This window comes from Pseudomonas sp. 13B_3.2_Bac1, assembly GCF_025466205.1.
Classification (GTDB): Bacteria; Pseudomonadota; Gammaproteobacteria; order Pseudomonadales; family Pseudomonadaceae; genus Aquipseudomonas; species Aquipseudomonas fluorescens_H.
The window spans coordinates 80,078-95,311 of sequence record NZ_JANLOG010000091.1 but is presented as its reverse complement, the minus strand read 5'-3'; the positions used below and the strand labels follow the sequence as shown (position 1 = coordinate 95,311).

Annotated in this window: 15 protein-coding genes; 4 read left to right on the top strand and 11 right to left on the bottom strand. The window is 60.4% G+C overall.

Annotated features, from left to right (window positions below):
- Positions 1-106 precede the first annotated feature (106 nt).
- The 9 genes from NTD85_RS15090 to NTD85_RS15045 form a co-directional block, all read right to left on the bottom strand.
- Positions 107-733: an ABC-type transport auxiliary lipoprotein family protein gene (locus NTD85_RS15090; protein WP_262142551.1), complete on the bottom strand. Its 627-nt coding sequence runs from the start codon at positions 731-733 to the stop codon at positions 107-109.
- Entirely contained in the window at positions 730-1,668 is a 939-nt protein-coding gene (locus NTD85_RS15085) for an MlaD family protein (protein ID WP_262142550.1), read from the bottom strand. Before NTD85_RS15085 ends, NTD85_RS15090 begins: the two co-directional genes overlap by 4 nt.
- Before the next feature lies 1 nt (position 1,669).
- Positions 1,670-2,473 (bottom strand): ABC transporter ATP-binding protein, encoded by an 804-nt coding sequence (locus NTD85_RS15080; protein ID WP_103483976.1) that lies wholly within the window; start codon positions 2,471-2,473, stop codon positions 1,670-1,672.
- The gene (locus tag NTD85_RS15075; RefSeq protein WP_262142548.1) at positions 2,470-3,618 is read right to left on the bottom strand and encodes an ABC transporter permease; all 1,149 of its coding nucleotides are present in this window, start codon (positions 3,616-3,618) and stop codon (positions 2,470-2,472) included. Before NTD85_RS15075 ends, NTD85_RS15080 begins: the two co-directional genes overlap by 4 nt.
- A 55-nt stretch (positions 3,619-3,673) precedes the next feature.
- Complete coding sequence (locus tag NTD85_RS15070; RefSeq protein WP_201136157.1) at positions 3,674-4,702, bottom strand: DUF5924 family protein; 1,029 nt, start codon at positions 4,700-4,702, stop codon at positions 3,674-3,676.
- Positions 4,703-4,893: 191 nt separating this feature from the next.
- Entirely contained in the window at positions 4,894-6,282 is a 1,389-nt protein-coding gene (locus NTD85_RS15060; RefSeq protein ID WP_262142545.1) for a M16 family metallopeptidase, read from the bottom strand.
- Between the two features lie 166 nt (positions 6,283-6,448).
- Positions 6,449-8,107 carry a Na/Pi cotransporter family protein gene (locus NTD85_RS15055; protein WP_262142544.1) on the bottom strand — a complete coding sequence of 553 codons (1,659 nt, stop codon included), beginning with the start codon at positions 8,105-8,107 and terminating at the stop codon, positions 6,449-6,451.
- 442 nt (positions 8,108-8,549) lie between these two features.
- On the bottom strand, positions 8,550-9,317 hold the full coding sequence (locus tag NTD85_RS15050) for a TerC family protein (RefSeq protein WP_027610258.1): 768 nt from the start codon (positions 9,315-9,317) through the stop codon (positions 8,550-8,552).
- 70 nt (positions 9,318-9,387) lie between these two features.
- A complete protein-coding gene (locus NTD85_RS15045; protein WP_007954069.1) occupies positions 9,388-10,695 on the bottom strand; it encodes a CitMHS family transporter in 1,308 nt (435 codons plus the stop codon).
- Positions 10,696-11,111: 416 nt separating this feature from the next.
- On the opposite strand from NTD85_RS15045, the gene NTD85_RS15040 reads away from it, so the two are divergent.
- From NTD85_RS15040 to NTD85_RS15030, 3 genes are read left to right on the top strand one after another with little or no spacing between them, the layout of a single operon-like run.
- Complete coding sequence (locus NTD85_RS15040; protein WP_262142542.1) at positions 11,112-12,125, top strand: AAA family ATPase; 1,014 nt, start codon at positions 11,112-11,114, stop codon at positions 12,123-12,125.
- A complete protein-coding gene (locus tag NTD85_RS15035; protein WP_103483982.1) occupies positions 12,122-12,628 on the top strand; it encodes a hypothetical protein in 507 nt (168 codons plus the stop codon). The genes NTD85_RS15040 and NTD85_RS15035 overlap by 4 nt, the downstream gene beginning before the upstream one ends.
- Positions 12,629-12,643: 15 nt before the next feature.
- Positions 12,644-13,045, top strand: a complete 402-nt coding sequence (locus NTD85_RS15030; protein ID WP_262142541.1) for a GFA family protein — start codon at positions 12,644-12,646, stop codon at positions 13,043-13,045.
- Here NTD85_RS15030 and NTD85_RS15025 read toward each other — a convergent pair whose 3' ends face one another.
- Entirely contained in the window at positions 13,046-13,372 is a 327-nt protein-coding gene (locus NTD85_RS15025; RefSeq protein WP_003220261.1) for a DOPA 4,5-dioxygenase family protein, read from the bottom strand. It lies immediately after the preceding gene.
- An 80-nt stretch (positions 13,373-13,452) separates the two neighbouring features.
- Here NTD85_RS15025 and NTD85_RS15020 point away from each other — a divergent pair, with 80 nt between their 5' ends.
- A complete protein-coding gene (locus NTD85_RS15020; RefSeq protein WP_262142540.1) occupies positions 13,453-14,118 on the top strand; it encodes an NAD(P)-dependent oxidoreductase in 666 nt (221 codons plus the stop codon).
- An 82-nt stretch (positions 14,119-14,200) separates the two neighbouring features.
- Here the strand turns inward: NTD85_RS15020 and NTD85_RS15015 are convergent, their stop codons facing one another.
- The gene (locus tag NTD85_RS15015; RefSeq protein ID WP_262142538.1) at positions 14,201-15,151 is read right to left on the bottom strand and encodes a choline sulfate utilization transcriptional regulator; all 951 of its coding nucleotides are present in this window, start codon (positions 15,149-15,151) and stop codon (positions 14,201-14,203) included.
- Positions 15,152-15,234: the final 83 nt, after the last annotated feature.

Here is a 15,234-nt window from a genome sequence, read left to right as displayed (position 1 = left end):
GTGGGAGCGGGCTTGCTCGCGAAGGCGGTGGGTCAGTCGACCTGTATATTGACTGACACACCGCCTTCGCGAGCAAGCCCGCTCCCACAGGGGTTATGCACAAGGTTTAAGGTCTGGGTTGTTGGGTGAATTGCTGGCCTTGCTGAACAGCCCACGCGACAACCTTGGCCGTCAGCCGATCACTGGCCTGCCCAAACCCCGCCACCACCGCCGGCACCTGCACATCGCTCAACGGCTGACGCTCTTCGAAGCGGCGGCTGGCGAGGATCTTCTGGTCATAGCCGCGCACCAGCAGCGCATCGACGCGCACCACGACGCTGGCCTGATTGCCCTGATACTCGGTCTGAAACGCCTGCAAATTGCCGCCCAGTTCCAGATCCGCGGCGAAGTTGCTGTCATCGGTACTGAGCAGCGTCACCCGACCATCCCGGGCAAAGCCATCCAGCAGCCGATTACGCACCAGCACCGGCGCCGGATCGCTCCAGCGCGAAGCCTTGTAGCTGCTGATCACATCACCCTGGGGAATCACCGCAATGTTTGGCCGGTTCAGCGCTTCGCTGGCCTGCAACTTGTTCAGGCGCAGCGACCAGTGCTGGGTCGCTGCTGAGCTGGCCGAGGCGGGCGCTTGCGCGGCGGGCAGGCGATAGACGTCCGAAGGCTCGGCCTTGGGCAGGATCGAGCACGCCGAGAGCAGGGAGAAACTGGCGAGGAGAGCGAAGTGAGTCAGCTTCATGGGGTGAATTCCTTGTTCTTGTCACTGCCCAGCAGGTAGCCGCTGGGGTTGGCCTCAAGGCGTTGCGAAATGCCGCGCAGCGAGGTCAGGGTTTCGCGCAGTTCGCGGATCGCCGGGGCCAGGCCATTGAGGCCCTGCAGGCCGTTGTCGAGGGAGTTCTGGTTCTTGCTGAGCAAGCCGTTGATGGTGGCGCTGCTCTGTTCCAGTGACTTCATCGCCTGCTCGGCACTGCCCAGCGCCTGTTTGCCCTGATCGTTGAGCAGGCCGTTGGCGTTGCGCATCAACGCCGAGGTTTGCTCGAGCATGCTGCTGGCCTGCTTGCCGACGCTCGCCAGTTGCTGCATGGCCTGGCGCAGGTCGCCGCGCTGATCGTTGATCGAACCGGTGGTTTGCTCCAGGTGCGCCAGGGTGTTGCTGACGCGCTCGACGTTCTCCGGGGAAAACATCTGGTTGGCATTGTTCAGCAGGGCGGTGATGCCGGTCATCAGGTCGTTGCTGTCGTTGAGCAGCCGGGAAATGGGCGAGGGCGCCGCGACGATGGTCGGCAATTCGCCGTCGTGTCCGCGCAGTTTCGGGCTCTCCGGGGTGCCGCCGCTGAGCTGGATGATCGAAGTGCCGGTGATCCCGGCCAGCGCCAGTTTGGCCTGGGTGTCTTCCTTGACCGGGGTGTCACCGCCCAGACGAATCCGTGCCAGCACCCGGCGGGGATCTTTCGGGTCGAGACGCAGGCTGACCACGTCACCGACCTTGATCCCGCTGTACTGCACCGGGCTGCCCTTGGACAGGCCGCTGACCGCCTCGTTGAAGACCACTTCGTAATCCTTGAACTCGCTGTCGACGCTGGACTTGGCCAGCCACAGGCCGAAGAGCAGGGCGCCTGCCACGACAATCACTGAGAACAGGCCGATCAACACATGATGGGCTCGGGTTTCCATGTCAGACCTCGTTGAGCAATTTGGCGGCGTCCAGCGCCGAGCGGCCGCGCGGGCCGTGGAAGTATTCGTGAATCCACGCGTCGTTGGTTTCCGAGACCACATCGATCGGGCCGGCCACCAGCACTTTCTTCTGCGCCAGCACTGCCACGCGGTCGGTGATGGTGTAGAGCGTGTCGAGGTCGTGGGTCACCAGAAACACGCTCAGACCCAGCGCATCACGCAGGGTCAGGATCAGTTGATCGAACGCTGCCGCGCCAATCGGGTCGAGGCCGGCGGTGGGTTCGTCGAGAAACAGGATGTCCGGATCCAGTGCCAGAGCCCGGGCCAGTGCGGCGCGCTTGATCATCCCGCCGGACAGCGAGGCCGGGTATTTGTCCGCCGCCGACAACGGCAGCCCGGCCAGCGCCAGCTTCACCGCCGCCAGGTGCTCGGCGTCGTTGCGGCTCAGGCCGGCGTGTTCGATCAGCGGCAGGGCGACGTTCTCGGTGACGGTCAGCGAGGAGAACAGCGCGCCTTTCTGGAACAGCACGCCGAAACGTCGCTCAACCAGCGAACGCTCATGCTCGGACAGGCTCGGCAGGTTCTGGCCGAACACTTTCACGTTGCCTTCACTGGGCCGGCGCAAACCGACAATGCTGCGCAGCAGCACCGATTTACCGCTGCCGGAACCGCCAACCACGGCGAGGATTTCGCCTTTGTACAAATCCAGATCGAGGTTCTCGTGCACGCTCTGGCTGCCAAAGCGATTGCACAGGCCACGGACTTCGATCACCGCCTCCGAGGGCGCGCGGGGTAGACGACTCACCAGCCCATCTCCATGAAGAACAGCGCAGCCACCGCATCGAGCACGATCACCACGAAAATCGACTGCACCACGGCAGACGTGGTGTGCGCGCCGACCGATTCGGCGCTGCCGCTGACCTTGAAGCCTTCCAGGCAACCGATCGTGGCGATCAGGAAAGCAAAGATCGGCGCTTTCACCAAGCCGACCAGAAAGTGCTGAATACCGATGTCGCTTTGCAGCAGCGAGAGGAACATCGCCGGCGAAATCCCCAGCGACACCGCACACACCACACCGCCGCCGATGATCCCGCAGAGCATCGCCAGAAACGTCAGCATCGGCAGCGCCACCAGCATCGCCAATACCCGCGGCACCACCAGCAGCTCCATCGGATCGAGGCCGAGGGTGCGGATCGCGTCGATCTCTTCATTGGCCTTCATCGAACCGATCTGCGCGGTGAACGCACTGGCGGTGCGGCCGGCCATCAGGATCGCCGTGAGCAGCACACCGAACTCGCGCAGAAAGGAGAAGCCCACCAGATCCACGGTGAATATCGTCGCACCGAAACTGGCGAGCACCGTGGCGCCGAGAAACGCCACCACCGCACCGACCAGAAAGGTCAGCAGCGCCACGATCGGCGCGGCGTCGAGACCGGTCTGTTCGATGTGGGCAACGACGGGGGTGATGCGCCAACGCTTGGGGCGCAGCAGATTGCGGGCGATGGTTTCGAGGATCAGGCCGATGAAGCCCAGCACTTGCAGGGTGTCCTGCCAGACCGTTTCCACCGCGCGCCCGATGCGGGTCAGCAGTTGCACGCTGACGCTGACTTCCGGCTCCTTGATCGGCACGCAGAAATCGGTCAGCGAGCGATACACCGTTTGCAGCAGTGCGCGGTCAGCCTGGGAAATCGTGCAGTCGGGGTGTTCGGCGGATCTGCCCAGATGCTCGGAGCCGAGCAGTTCCACCAGCAACGAAGCGCCAGCGGTGTCGAGGGCGCCGAGGCTGTTGAGGTCGACCACGGTATTGGCGTCGTACTGGCCGCGGAGTTTTTCGGTCAGGTGCTTGAGGTCGGCGTAATGGGCAAGCGTCCAGTCCCCGGAAACCCGCAGGCGGGCAGGGCTGATCGAGGTGTCCAGCTGGGCATTACCGCTCATTGAGCTGCTGATCATAAGCTCCGTGCTTGTTCGGCTAAATACGCTGGCATACGTAATAGCACGAACCGGATTACTTTTCTTTGATCGCTGTGCTGTCGGTCACTTCGAAACGCAGCACGCCGATCACCTGACCGTCCTCGGTCAGCACCCGCACCTGCCACTTGCCCGCCGGGTTGCCGGGGAAGTTCTGCTTGTGCGTCCACGCCCGATAGCCTTCCTTGCGCCCGCCGTGGATATCGAGGGCGATGCGGTCGACTTCCTGACCATTGAACTGCCACACATGGTAGATCCGCTCATCCAGCCCGCGCGGCGCATTGATCGCGGTGTAGGCGTAGAGGCCGCCGTTGCGGATCTGCTCGGCGCTGACCTGTTCGAGGCTGTCGCCCGGTGTGCGATCCTGCAACTGGGTGCTGATCGCTACGTCGGTCATCCACAGCGTCGCCGGCGGCACCCACGAGCGCAGCGTCCAGCCGACCGCGCCGATGCCGACGGTAATGCACAGGATCGCCAGCGCGTTGCGCACCGTGCGGATCGGGAAGATCGACGCCAGGCTCGGGAATGACAGCACCACCGCCGTACCCAGCGCCCATTTGAAACTCTGCGCGGTGGTCAGGTGCATGATCACCGGCAGCGCGGTGAGCAGGGCGGCGAACAGAGTCAGGGTGTGCAGCGCGAGAAACGCCCAGCGCCGTGGCGCCAGCCATTTGTAATAGAGCGGATCGACAATCGAGATCAACGCGGCGATGCACAGCAGCCCGGTGAAGATCAGTTGGCCGCTGTTCCAGGTGGTGGTGATGAAGAAGAACGGCAGGACGAAAAACAGGCTTTCCTGGTGGATCATCTGCGTCGCGTAACGCAGTAGCGGCTGGGGGATTTCCCGCTTGAAGATGCGCGTGAACAGGCCGGTCAGGGTGTTTTCCAGCATCAGCCAGATCCAGCTGAGCAGCATGATGATGGTGATCCAGCTCGCCAGCCCCTGCTGGCGGTCGACCAGAATGAAACTGCCGACCCCGGAGATGAAACCGCCAAGCGCAATCACCCCGGGATAGCGCTTCATCAGCTCTAGAATGCGCTGGATCAGGAGGGGGATTTTCGGCATGTGGGCAGTTCACGACTGGATAGGAAAAAACCTCGACAGAGTACCGTCCGCCGGGCGACGTGGCGAGGCTCCCGGTCAGTAAAATCACCACGGATCCCTGTGGGAGCGAGCTTGCTCGCGAAGGCGTCGTATCAGTCAGTGCAGGTGTTGCATGACACACCGCATTCGCGAGCAAGCCCGCTCCCACAGGTTCAGTGTTCGGCTGGCTTACGGCGGTGCAAGCGCCAACCCACCAGAATGAGCAGAACGACGCCCAATCCTCCCGCCACCAGCCACAACACCTCATCATCGCTGAGCAACGGTTTCTCGATCCGCAGATACCCCGGTTGCAACAGCAACTCGCGCATGGCTTTGTTCGCCGTTTCCAGCGTCACGCCTTGCAGCTCGCGGGCCGGGTTGGCGAAGCGGCCGTCTTCGTAGTCGCCCAGCGCGCTCCAGTAGTAATCGGCCATCGCGCTGTTGCCCTGGACCGCCCAGGCCTGATGGGCGATGGCGGCTTGTTTGATCCGGGCGAAGGTGTCCGGGTCGAGACCGTTTTTCAGCAGATCGGCCTTGAGGTCTTCCAGCACCTGTTGGGCTTCAGCGAGGTCATCGCGATCCACATCGGCGTTGAGGCTCATGAACCCGACCCCGCCAAACACTTCACGCTCGGCCCACGGCCCGTAGGACAAGCCATGGTTCAGGCGGATCTGCCGGTACAGCGCCCAGTCGAGGTAGTCCTTGAGGATGTCGAAGGTCTCGTCGTATTGATCGTCGAGCATCGGCTCCGGCACCAGCCAGTGCAACTTGGCGCTGTCGCCGATGAAGCCGCGGGTGAGGGTGCGTTCATGGGCGGCGCTGGTGCGGATGTCCGGCAGCTCACGATGCTCCGCCGGGTCCACCGCTTCCAGCGCGCCCCAAGTACGCTCCAGATAGGCCGGCAGCAGTTTGTCGAGCTCGCCGACGACGATCAGGGTCATGTTGTTCGGCGCGTACCAGGTCTTGCGCACCTTCTCCAGTTGCTCCTGGGTCAGATGGCCGACTTCGGCGCGTTGCGGGCATTTCAGGCCCAGTTCCACGGCCAGTTGATTGCTCGCGGTGTGGCCCAGATCCTGGCGGTCGAGGAAGCGCTGCAGGCGCGTGTAATGGCCGCCGTCCTCACGCTCGACCACACGTTTGGCGGCGTTGATCGCGTTGTCGTCGATGCGGGTCTGGGTCAAAAGGTCGAGCAGCAGATCGAGCACCTTGCGCTGGTTCTTCGCCGGGGCCTCGATGACGAACGTGGTGTCGGCGTTGCCGGTGAACGCGTTCCACTCACCGCCCAGCGCCTGCATGCGCTCCTCGAGGCCGCCTTCGCCCGTGGCATCGACGCCGCTGAACAGCAGATGCTCAAGCAGATGCGGCAGCTCTTTTTCATCGCAATCGAAATCGTCGAGACCAACGCCCACCACCAGACGAATCGCCACATGCCCGCGTTCGGTGCCGGGCTTGAGCAACAGCTGCAAACCGTTGGGCAGCGCATAGCCTTCGACCTGAAAGCGATCAACAGCGAAGGCGGGCAGGGAACCGAGCAACAGACAGGCGAACAACAGGCAACGCATAACAGGCTTCCATACGGCTGATTTGGAGATCCGTGTCGCTATTCAGGCCGGCATTCGCGAGCAAGCTCGCTCCCACAGGGGAATGCATTTCAAATGTGGGAGCGAGCTTGCTCGCGAAGGTCTTAAGGCTGAATCAATGTTACTGACTGGCCCGAGCCCCAGACGTTCAAGGCGAATGCGTAATGTCTACCATATCGTCCGACTCCAGCGCCCCGGTGTCCGAGGTTTCCAGCACCACATAAGCACTGCTGCAAAACAGCGAATTCAAGCGTTTCATATCCGCAATCAACTCCAGATGCAGGGAGCTGGTTTCCAGACTCTGCACGATCTTGCGTTGCAAACGGCTGACATGCGCATGGGCCAAACGGCGTTCCTGTGCGCGGAAACGACGTTTCTCGCGTAGCAGTTGCCGAGCACTTTCCTTGTCGCCGCTGAGGAACACCGACAGGCCCAGGCGCAGGTTGGCGATCAGTTGCTGATGCAACCCGGCCAGCTCTTCCAGACCGTCCTCGGAGAACGAGCGACGCTGCGAAGTCTTCTGCTGCTGCACCTTGCGCAGCATGCGTTCGATCAGGTCGCTGGCCAGTTTCAGATTGATCGCCAGCTCGATGGTCTCCGCCCAGCGCCGACTGTCCTGCTCGCCAAGGTCCTCGCGGGGCATTTGCGCCAGATACAGCTTGATCGCGCTGTAAAGCGCTTCGACGTCATCGGTCAGACGGCGCATTTCCTGGGTGATGGCGGTCTGCTTGCCGCGCAGCACATCGAGCATCGCGTCGAGCATGTTGTCGATCAGGTCGCCCATGCGCAGGGTCTCGCGGGCGGCATTGGCCAGCGCCAGGCTCGGGGTGACCAGCGCCGTTGCATCGAGATGGCGCGGCTTGGCGGTGCCGTTGACCTCCGCACGCTCCGGCAGCAGCCAGGCACACAGCCGTGCCATCGGCGCCACGCTGGGCAGCAGGATCAGGCAGCGTGCGGTGTTGTAGAGCAGGTGGAAGCCGATGACCATTTCCTGCGGGCTGAAATCCAGGCCGTCCATCCAGTGCACCAGCGGATCGAGCACCGGGATGATCAGCAGCAGGCCAATCAGCTTGTACAACAGGCTGCCCAGCGCCACTTGCCGGCCCGCCGAGTTCTGCATGCTGGTGCTCATGAACGCCAGCACGCCGCTGCCGATGTTGGCGCCGATCACCAGACCAATCGCGACCGGCAGGCTGATCACGCTGGCGCCAGCGAGCGTTGCGGTCAGCAGCACGGCAGCGAGGCTGGAATAGGAAATCATCGCGAACAACGCGCCGACCAGGGCGTCGAGCAGAATGTCGCCGGTCAGCGAGGCAAAAATCACCTTCACCCCTTGGGCATGGGTGATCGGCGCAGCGGCCTCGACGATCAATTGCAGCGCGAGAATGATCAGTCCCAGGCCAATCGCCACCCGGCCCATCTGCCCGAGCCGCGTCTGTTTGCGCGACAGAAAGAAAATCACCCCGAGGAAAATCAGCAGCGGCGACAGCCACGACAGATCGAACGTCAGCACCCGCGCCATCAGCGCGGTACCGACGTCGGCGCCGAGCATGGTCGCCAGCGCCGGGGTCAGCGCCATCAGGCCCTGGCCGACGAAGGAGGTCACGAGCATGGCGGTGGCGTTGCTGCTCTGCACCATCGCGGTCACGACGATGCCGGCGACGAACGCGAGCCAGCGTTTGGACATGTTCTGGCCAATCACATGGCGCAGATTGGTGCCGTACACCCGCAGGATGCCGGTTCGGACGATATGCGTGCCCCAGATCAGCAGGGCCACGGCAGAAAGCAAATTGAGCAGGGTGAGCATGCAGACCCCCTGTAATGGCAGCGCCCCAGAGGGGCAAGTTGACGGTACCGCGCGGTTTCTACGTTTTTGATACTTAAGCTGTAGTTGGCTAACGGACTGGGCGCCAGCATTGCACAGCTAAAGTGCGGATTGAAACAAAAGTGTCATGTAAATGGGTTTATTCACCTCATCTGAAATCAACGCGGTCCCCTGTAGGAGTGAGCCTGCTCGCGATAGGGCCATCAACTTCAACATCGTTGTTTACTGACGGACCGGCGATCGCGAGCAGGCTCACTCCTACAGGTATTACGGCTGCCCCGGATTCTTCAGTACCCCTGAACAACTGTGGGAGCGAGCTTGCTCGCGAAAGCGCTGGGTCAGCCAACATTGTTGTCGACTGACACTCCGTCTTCGCGAGCAGGCTCGCTCCCACAGGGGTGTTGCGTGATTTAGGGCTACCGGATTACTGCCCCGGAACGTCCTTGCGCAGTTTCACCGGATCTTGCTGCTGTTTCTTCCTGGCCATCGCGCCGCGCAGTTTGATGTTGATCGCTTCCACCGCCAGCGAGAACGCCATGGCGAAGTAGACGTAGCCTTTCGGTACGTGCACGTCGAACGACTCGGCAATCAGCACGGTACCGACCACCAGCAGGAACGACAGCGCCAGCATCTTCAGCGACGGGTGCTTGTCGATGAACTCGCTGATCTTGCCCGAGGCCGCCATCATTACCAGCACGGCGACGACGATTGCCGCGACCATCACCGGCACATGGGAAACCATGCCGACAGCGGTGATCACCGAGTCCAGCGAGAACACGATGTCGATGATCGCGATCTGGATGATCGTGTAGAGGAAGTTGCCGCCCTTGCCCGAAGGCTCGTCGCCGCTTTCGTCTTCGCCTTCCAGCGCGTGGTACATCTCTTGCGAGCTCTTCCACAGCAGGAACAGGCCACCGAAGAACAGGATCAGGTCACGCCCGGAAATGCCTTGGCCGAACACCACGAACAGGTCGGCGGTGAGGCGCATGACCCAGGTGATCGACAGCAGCAACAGGATCCGCGTGATCATCGCCAGGCCCAGGCCGAAGATGCGCGTGCGCTGCTGCATGTGCTTGGGCATGCGGCTGACCAGGATCGAAATCATGATGATGTTATCGATGCCCAGAACGATTTCCAGGGCGGTCAGGGTAAAGAAGGCAACCCAGATTTCGGGGTTGGTCAGCCAATCCATGTGTATTCCTTTGAGCGAGTGTTAAACCATGACGCCAGCAAGCAGCTGGCGTCATGGTGAGTGAATGCCGTTATAACGTGCTGAACAGCGGGAAAGTCCCCAGCAGCAAGGCGGCCACCAGTATGCACAGGCAGACCAGCACTGCCCACTTCAGGGTGAAACGTTGGTGATCACCGAACTCGATGCCGGCCAGCGCCACCAGCAGGTAGGTCGACGGTACCAGCGGGCTGAGCAAGTGGACGGGCTGTCCGACGATCGAGGCACGGGCCATTTCCACTGCGGTGATGCCGTAATGGCTGGCCGCTTCGGAGAGCACCGGCAATACGCCGTAGTAGAACGCGTCGTTCGACATGAAGAATGTGAACGGCATGCTCACCAGCGCCGTGATCACCGCCAGGTACGGGCCGAGGAAGTCCGGAATCACTGCCAGCAGACTTTTCGACATGGCGTCGACCATGCCGGTTCCGGACAGGATACCGGTGAAGATACCCGCAGCGAAAATCAGACTGACCACCGACAGTACGCTGCCGGCGTGGGCCGCAACGCGGTCCTTCTGCATTTGCAGGCACGGGTAGTTGACGATCATCGCGATGCTGAACGCCACCATGAACAGCACCGGCAGCGGCAGCAGGCCGGCGATCAGGGTGCACATCAGCGCCAGGGTCAGCAGGCCGTTGAACCAGATCAGCTTCGGACGGCGGGCATCGGGGAATTGCGACACGCTGATTTCACTGTGATCGATTTCGTCGCCGATCAGGTGCAACTCGCCCAGACGCGCACGCTCACGTTTGCCGTAGAAGTAGGCAATGATCAGGATCGCCACCACACCGGCGGCCATGGCCGGGATCATCGGCACGAAGATGTCCGACGGGTCCACATGCAGCGCACTGGCGGCACGCGCGGTCGGACCGCCCCACGGAGTCATGTTCATCACGCCACCGGCGAGGATGATCAGACCGGCCATGATCCGCGGACTCATGCCGATGCGGCTGTACAGCGGCAGCATGGCGGCCACGCAGATCATGTAAGTGGTCGCGCCGTCTCCATCAAGGGAAACGACGAGCGCCAGCACGGCGGTACCGACCGAAACTTTCAGCGGGTCGCCCTTGACCAGTTTGAGGATCTTGCGCACGGCCGGGTCGAACAGGCCGGAGTCGATCATCAGGGCGAAGTACAGAATGGCGAACATCAGCATCACGCCAGTCGGCGCAAGCTTGGTAATACCTTCGAGCATCATCGGGCCGATCTTCGGCGCGAAACCACCGAACAGGGCGAACAGGATCGGGATGATGATCAGGGCGATCAGCGCAGACAGGCGCTTGGTCATGATCAGGAACATGAACGTGATGACCATGGCAAAGCCAAGGAAAGTCAGCATGGGAATACTCCAGGCGTAGCGCGGCGAGTGAAGTGAGCGGATCGGAAAGGGATCAGCGCAGAACGGGAAGCACGAGACGTACGGGCGGAGTGACAGCGAAGAGGCGGGTTACAGAGGACATCAGATCACCATTGTTGTTGTTAATTGGGCCTGACGTGCGAGCAATCACACGCGCTGGCCAACCGGTCTGTTGCCGGTAGTGGCGGCGATCCTAATCGGGCAACCTTTCAGCTACCTTTCGCGGATGAAAGGTCTGACGAGAGGCGCGGCCACTTTCATGCAACTGGAAGCAGATACAACGATGAACGTCGTAAGACCTTTCTGTAGTTTCTGAGGGAGCGTCTTCACCCGCTGTATGGAAGGGAAACGCAATGCTAGGCTTGCGCCACTGCAATGTTTGAGAGGAGCTCCAACCAATGCTTAATAGCGTTGAATTAGATAATTTCGGCCCGCTACAAAAAATCCGCTGGGGCAAGCTCTCAAACTTGAATCTGATTATCGGAGCAAACAGCAGCGGCAAGACGTTTTTGCTCAAAGCGCTTTACTGCACGATGCGCACGCTCGAAGAGTACCAGCGTGGAAATGAACAACGTTCCGCCGCGGAGATACTGGCAGACAAACTTTACTGGACGTTTCAGGCAGACAAGATTGGCGACCTGGTAACAAAAAGCGCAGACGGTCCGTTGATGTGCAAGGTCAACGTTGACTCTCGAGCGTTTCGGTACGGATTCGGCAAAGACACGACAAAGAACATTGCCACGTTAGAAAATCACGTCCCTCCACGAGGCAGCAACTCAATATTTCTTCCTCCCAAGGAAGTACTTTCCCTGCAACACATTATTCTGAAAAGCCGTGACATCGATAAAGACTTCGGTTTCGACGACACCTATTACGATCTGGCGAAAGCACTCCGCCTCCTACCGACGAAAGGAAAAAATCACGCTCATTTCGCAAAGGCCAGGGAGAATCTGGAGGAGATGTTCGGCGGCAAGGTGGAATTCGACAGCAGTACAAATCGCTGGCAATTCAAAAAAGGCAATCAGAAGTTCCAGATTGGCTCTACTGCTGAGGGCATCAAGAAAATTGCCATTCTCGACACCTTGCTGGGCAATCGATTCCTGACCAAAGATTCCATGGTATTCATCGACGAACCCGAGTCGGCCTTGCATCCGGTAGCCATCACCAGGCTCGTCGATATCATTGTGTCTCTGGCCGAAAGCGGGATTCAGTTTTTCATTGCCAGCCACTCGTATTTCGTCATTAAAGCGCTGTATCTCGCGGCGCAAAAACAGAACATGTCTATCCCTGTTCTCTCGTCAATTGACGGCGAATGGCTCGGTGATGATCTTCTCAAAGGTATGCCGGACAACCCCATCGTCGATGAGTCCATTCGTCTTTATGAAGAGGAAGTGGAGCTGGCTCTGGGATGACTATTTCAATCGAAGAATCAGGGATGATTTTCGGGCCGTTTTCAGAGGATCAGCTTTTTCCGATCGAAAACAGTCCACTGTCCAAAAAAATAGGAAACGGCATCAAGGTCACTGAGTTTGTTCTACTTCGCGATCTTCAGGACAAACCTCAGGAAGTCTGGTTTGTAGAGGCAAAATCAAGTGCTCCTCGGCAGACCGAAGTATTCGTAGAAGAGATCAGGCAAAAATTCACCAACTCAGTGCAATTGACGCTTGCGGCCTGCCTTAGGCGGCACCCTCACAGTGATGAACACCTTCCAGCAGGTTTCTTGAATCTTGATCTCTCAAACTGCGCCATAAAATGCATTCTGGTCATAAACCAATTTCCAAAGGAATGGATGATCGGACTACGTGACGCGCTGAATAAGGCAATGAGCTCTTTAGCGAAGACTCTCGGGCTAAAACCGGGCTCAGTCGTCGTCATTAATGACGAAATGGCACGGGCCAGGAATCTGATAAGTTAACTAAGAGGGCAGGCGATGACTTTATCGCACAGCGGTGGCTGCCATTGCGGACATATCCGCTATCGGTTCAGCGGGCCATTGCAGGACATCGCCCACTGCCACTGCTCGATCTGCCGCAAGGTCAGCGGCGGGATCGTCACCACATGGATCACGCTGCCAATGGCCAACTTCCAGTGGCTGGCCGGGACGCCTTCACGCTATGACTCGTCGGGCAGTTGCGCGCGGTATTTCTGTCCGCGTTGTGGCGCGCAGTTGGCGCTGGTGACATTGCTCAGTCCCGAGAGCATCGATGTGACCATCGCCACGCTGGATCACCCGGGGCTGGCGCCGGCCGAGCGGCATATCTGGACCGACAGCCAATTGCCCTGGCTGCATCTGGACGAGCATCTGCCGGGCGAGCCTGAAGAAACGCTTTGATCAGAAAATAGACAGATCCAGCGGACGCATCGCCCCCATCCAGATCGCATGCTCGGTGTGATCGAGCAAGTCATCGCCGGTATCCGGGTGCAGAAACACCACCAACCCATTGCGATTGAGCGCCAGCCACGGCAACAGATCGCCGATCAGCTGCGGGCCGAAAGCCAACTGGCAGCTCCAGTCCGGGTGTGGGCCGACCGGACGTTCGTGCATCCGGCCCATCTGCACTGGAAACAACTGCGCGGCCTGTTCGCACAAGGCCCGGGCCTGAGCAATCGTGCTGGCGTCGTAATAAATATGGGCGTGGTAGCCCTTGATCGTGTGCATTTGAAAGCCTCTGAATCGAATTCGAACCCTCGCCGTTTCCTGTAGGTCACACGCCATATGACAGGAACAGGAGCTCAGCCATGAAAAATGCCGAAACCCCGACGGTGAAAGTGGTGCTCTATGGTGCCATGGCCAGCCTCGGCGGTGCGTTGATGGCTGAATTGCTGCGACGGCAGCACGAAGTCATCGCGATTCTCGACGATTTGAACGTACTCGCGCCACGTCCCGGCCTGCGCACCAAAAGCGGCGATCTGTTCGATGCCGAGCGGGTCAAGCAAAGCGTAGCGGGCAGTTCGGCGGTGATCTGTCTGCTGGATGCTCCGGGGTTGCCGTTCAGCAGCGAACATGTGGAAAGGTCAGTGGTACTCGGCCCGGTGGAACAGGTGCTGGCGGTCGATGCATTGGTCGACGGCTTGCAGGCGGCCAACGTGCCACGGCTGTTTCTGGTGGGGAATTTTGCCGTGCTCGACGAGCCGGAACTGGACGACGCACTGCAACGCCACGCCGCCGAAGAAATCCGCGAAGCCCTGCAAAGCAGCCCGCTGCAGTGGACACTGGTGAATGCGCCCCACGGGGTGGCGGGGCTGACCATTGAGCATTTCAGTCAGGTGGGCGGTAATCTGGAGCCGGGACTGGCGGAGCCGCTGGAACGCCTGAACCGGGTCGCGGTGGGGATTGCCGATGAGCTGCGGTTAAACCTGCATGTGGGGCAGCATGTGAATTTTGTGGCGACGTCAGATACGTAAAAAGATCGCAGCGTTCGGCAGTTCCTATATTTGAAACGCGATTCCCCTGTAGGAGCTGCCGCAGGCTGCGATCTTTTGCTGTTCACACCGCAATCGAAGGTAACCCCAATCCAGTCAGAGATTCGGCACTGCTCGCCTGTTCCGCCATCAACCAATCGACAAACTGCTGAATCAACGCGCCCCGACGTTTGCGCTGCGGCAGTACCACGTAATACCCCAGACGCGACAACGTGGTCTCGGCGATTGGCCGACAGAGCAAGCCTTGGCTCAACAAGTTATCCACAAGGTGGCGCCAGCCGATGGCCACGCCCTGACCGCCAATCGCCGCTTGAATCAACAGCGTGTAATTGTCGAAACGCAATTGGCCCGGCGCGGGTGGCGTGCTGATGCCCAGTTCGCGAAACAGCCCGCTCCAGTCAAACCAGTTGCTGCTGTTCTCCCCGCGCAGGTGCAGCAGCGGCAATTCCAGCAATGCCTGAGCGGGCAAGGGCAGGGGTCGGTCCTTGAGCAATTGCGGACTGCACACCGGAAACACTTCTTCGCTGAACAGCCAATGGCTCTCGCCCTGCTTGAAACGCCCGTCGCCAAACAAGATCGCGACATCGATGTCGGTGCGCAGCATGTTGTGGTTGCGCTCGCTGGTGACCAGGCTGACGTCGACATTCGGATTGGCTTCGTGGAAGCGATGCAGGCGCGGCATCAGCCAGTACGCGGCGAAGGCGAAGTCGGTGGCGACCTGCAACACCTCATGTTGCTGTTGCGCGCTGATCGCGCTCAACCCTGCGTCGATGTTCTGCAAACCGAGCTGAACCTGCTCGAACAGGATCGTCCCGCCCTCGGTCAGTTCGATGCCGCGGTAGATCCGGTCAAACAGTCGTGCGCCCAGCTGTTCTTCCAGACGCTTGATCTGCTGGCTGATCGCTGGCTGCGTGGTGCCCACCTCCACCGCCGCCGCGGTAAAGCTGCGGTGGCGGGCCGCCGCCTCGAAGGCGCGCAACAGGTCGAGGGACAGATTGCCGAGGGCTTCATACATAAGCTGTGCTTATCCTAGTCATTGTCCGGCGCGGGCTTTACCGGACACAGCATGGACTCCATGCTCGATCGCAGCAATGTCGC

What these genes read in the sequence shown, in the direction of transcription:
- NTD85_RS15015 (WP_262142538.1), bottom strand. Translation starts at nt 15,151, where the DNA reads ATGTATGAAGCCCTCGGCAATCTGTCCCTCGACCTGTTGCGCGCCTTC.
- NTD85_RS15025 (WP_003220261.1), bottom strand. Translation starts at nt 13,372, where the DNA reads ATGCACACGATCAAGGGCTACCACGCCCATATTTATTACGACGCCAGC.
- NTD85_RS15075 (WP_262142548.1), bottom strand. Translation starts at nt 3,618, where the DNA reads ATGATCAGCAGCTCAATGAGCGGTAATGCCCAGCTGGACACCTCGATC.
- NTD85_RS15085 (WP_262142550.1), bottom strand. Translation starts at nt 1,668, where the DNA reads ATGGAAACCCGAGCCCATCATGTGTTGATCGGCCTGTTCTCAGTGATT.
- NTD85_RS15035 (WP_103483982.1), top strand. Translation starts at nt 12,122, where the DNA reads ATGACTATTTCAATCGAAGAATCAGGGATGATTTTCGGGCCGTTTTCA.
- NTD85_RS15030 (WP_262142541.1), top strand. Translation starts at nt 12,644, where the DNA reads ATGACTTTATCGCACAGCGGTGGCTGCCATTGCGGACATATCCGCTAT.
- NTD85_RS15060 (WP_262142545.1), bottom strand. Translation starts at nt 6,282, where the DNA reads ATGCGTTGCCTGTTGTTCGCCTGTCTGTTGCTCGGTTCCCTGCCCGCC.
- NTD85_RS15070 (WP_201136157.1), bottom strand. Translation starts at nt 4,702, where the DNA reads ATGCCGAAAATCCCCCTCCTGATCCAGCGCATTCTAGAGCTGATGAAG.
- NTD85_RS15040 (WP_262142542.1), top strand. Translation starts at nt 11,112, where the DNA reads ATGCTTAATAGCGTTGAATTAGATAATTTCGGCCCGCTACAAAAAATC.
- NTD85_RS15045 (WP_007954069.1), bottom strand. Translation starts at nt 10,695, where the DNA reads ATGCTGACTTTCCTTGGCTTTGCCATGGTCATCACGTTCATGTTCCTG.
- NTD85_RS15050 (WP_027610258.1), bottom strand. Translation starts at nt 9,317, where the DNA reads ATGGATTGGCTGACCAACCCCGAAATCTGGGTTGCCTTCTTTACCCTG.
- NTD85_RS15090 (WP_262142551.1), bottom strand. Translation starts at nt 733, where the DNA reads ATGAAGCTGACTCACTTCGCTCTCCTCGCCAGTTTCTCCCTGCTCTCG.
- NTD85_RS15020 (WP_262142540.1), top strand. Translation starts at nt 13,453, where the DNA reads ATGAAAAATGCCGAAACCCCGACGGTGAAAGTGGTGCTCTATGGTGCC.
- NTD85_RS15055 (WP_262142544.1), bottom strand. Translation starts at nt 8,107, where the DNA reads ATGCTCACCCTGCTCAATTTGCTTTCTGCCGTGGCCCTGCTGATCTGG.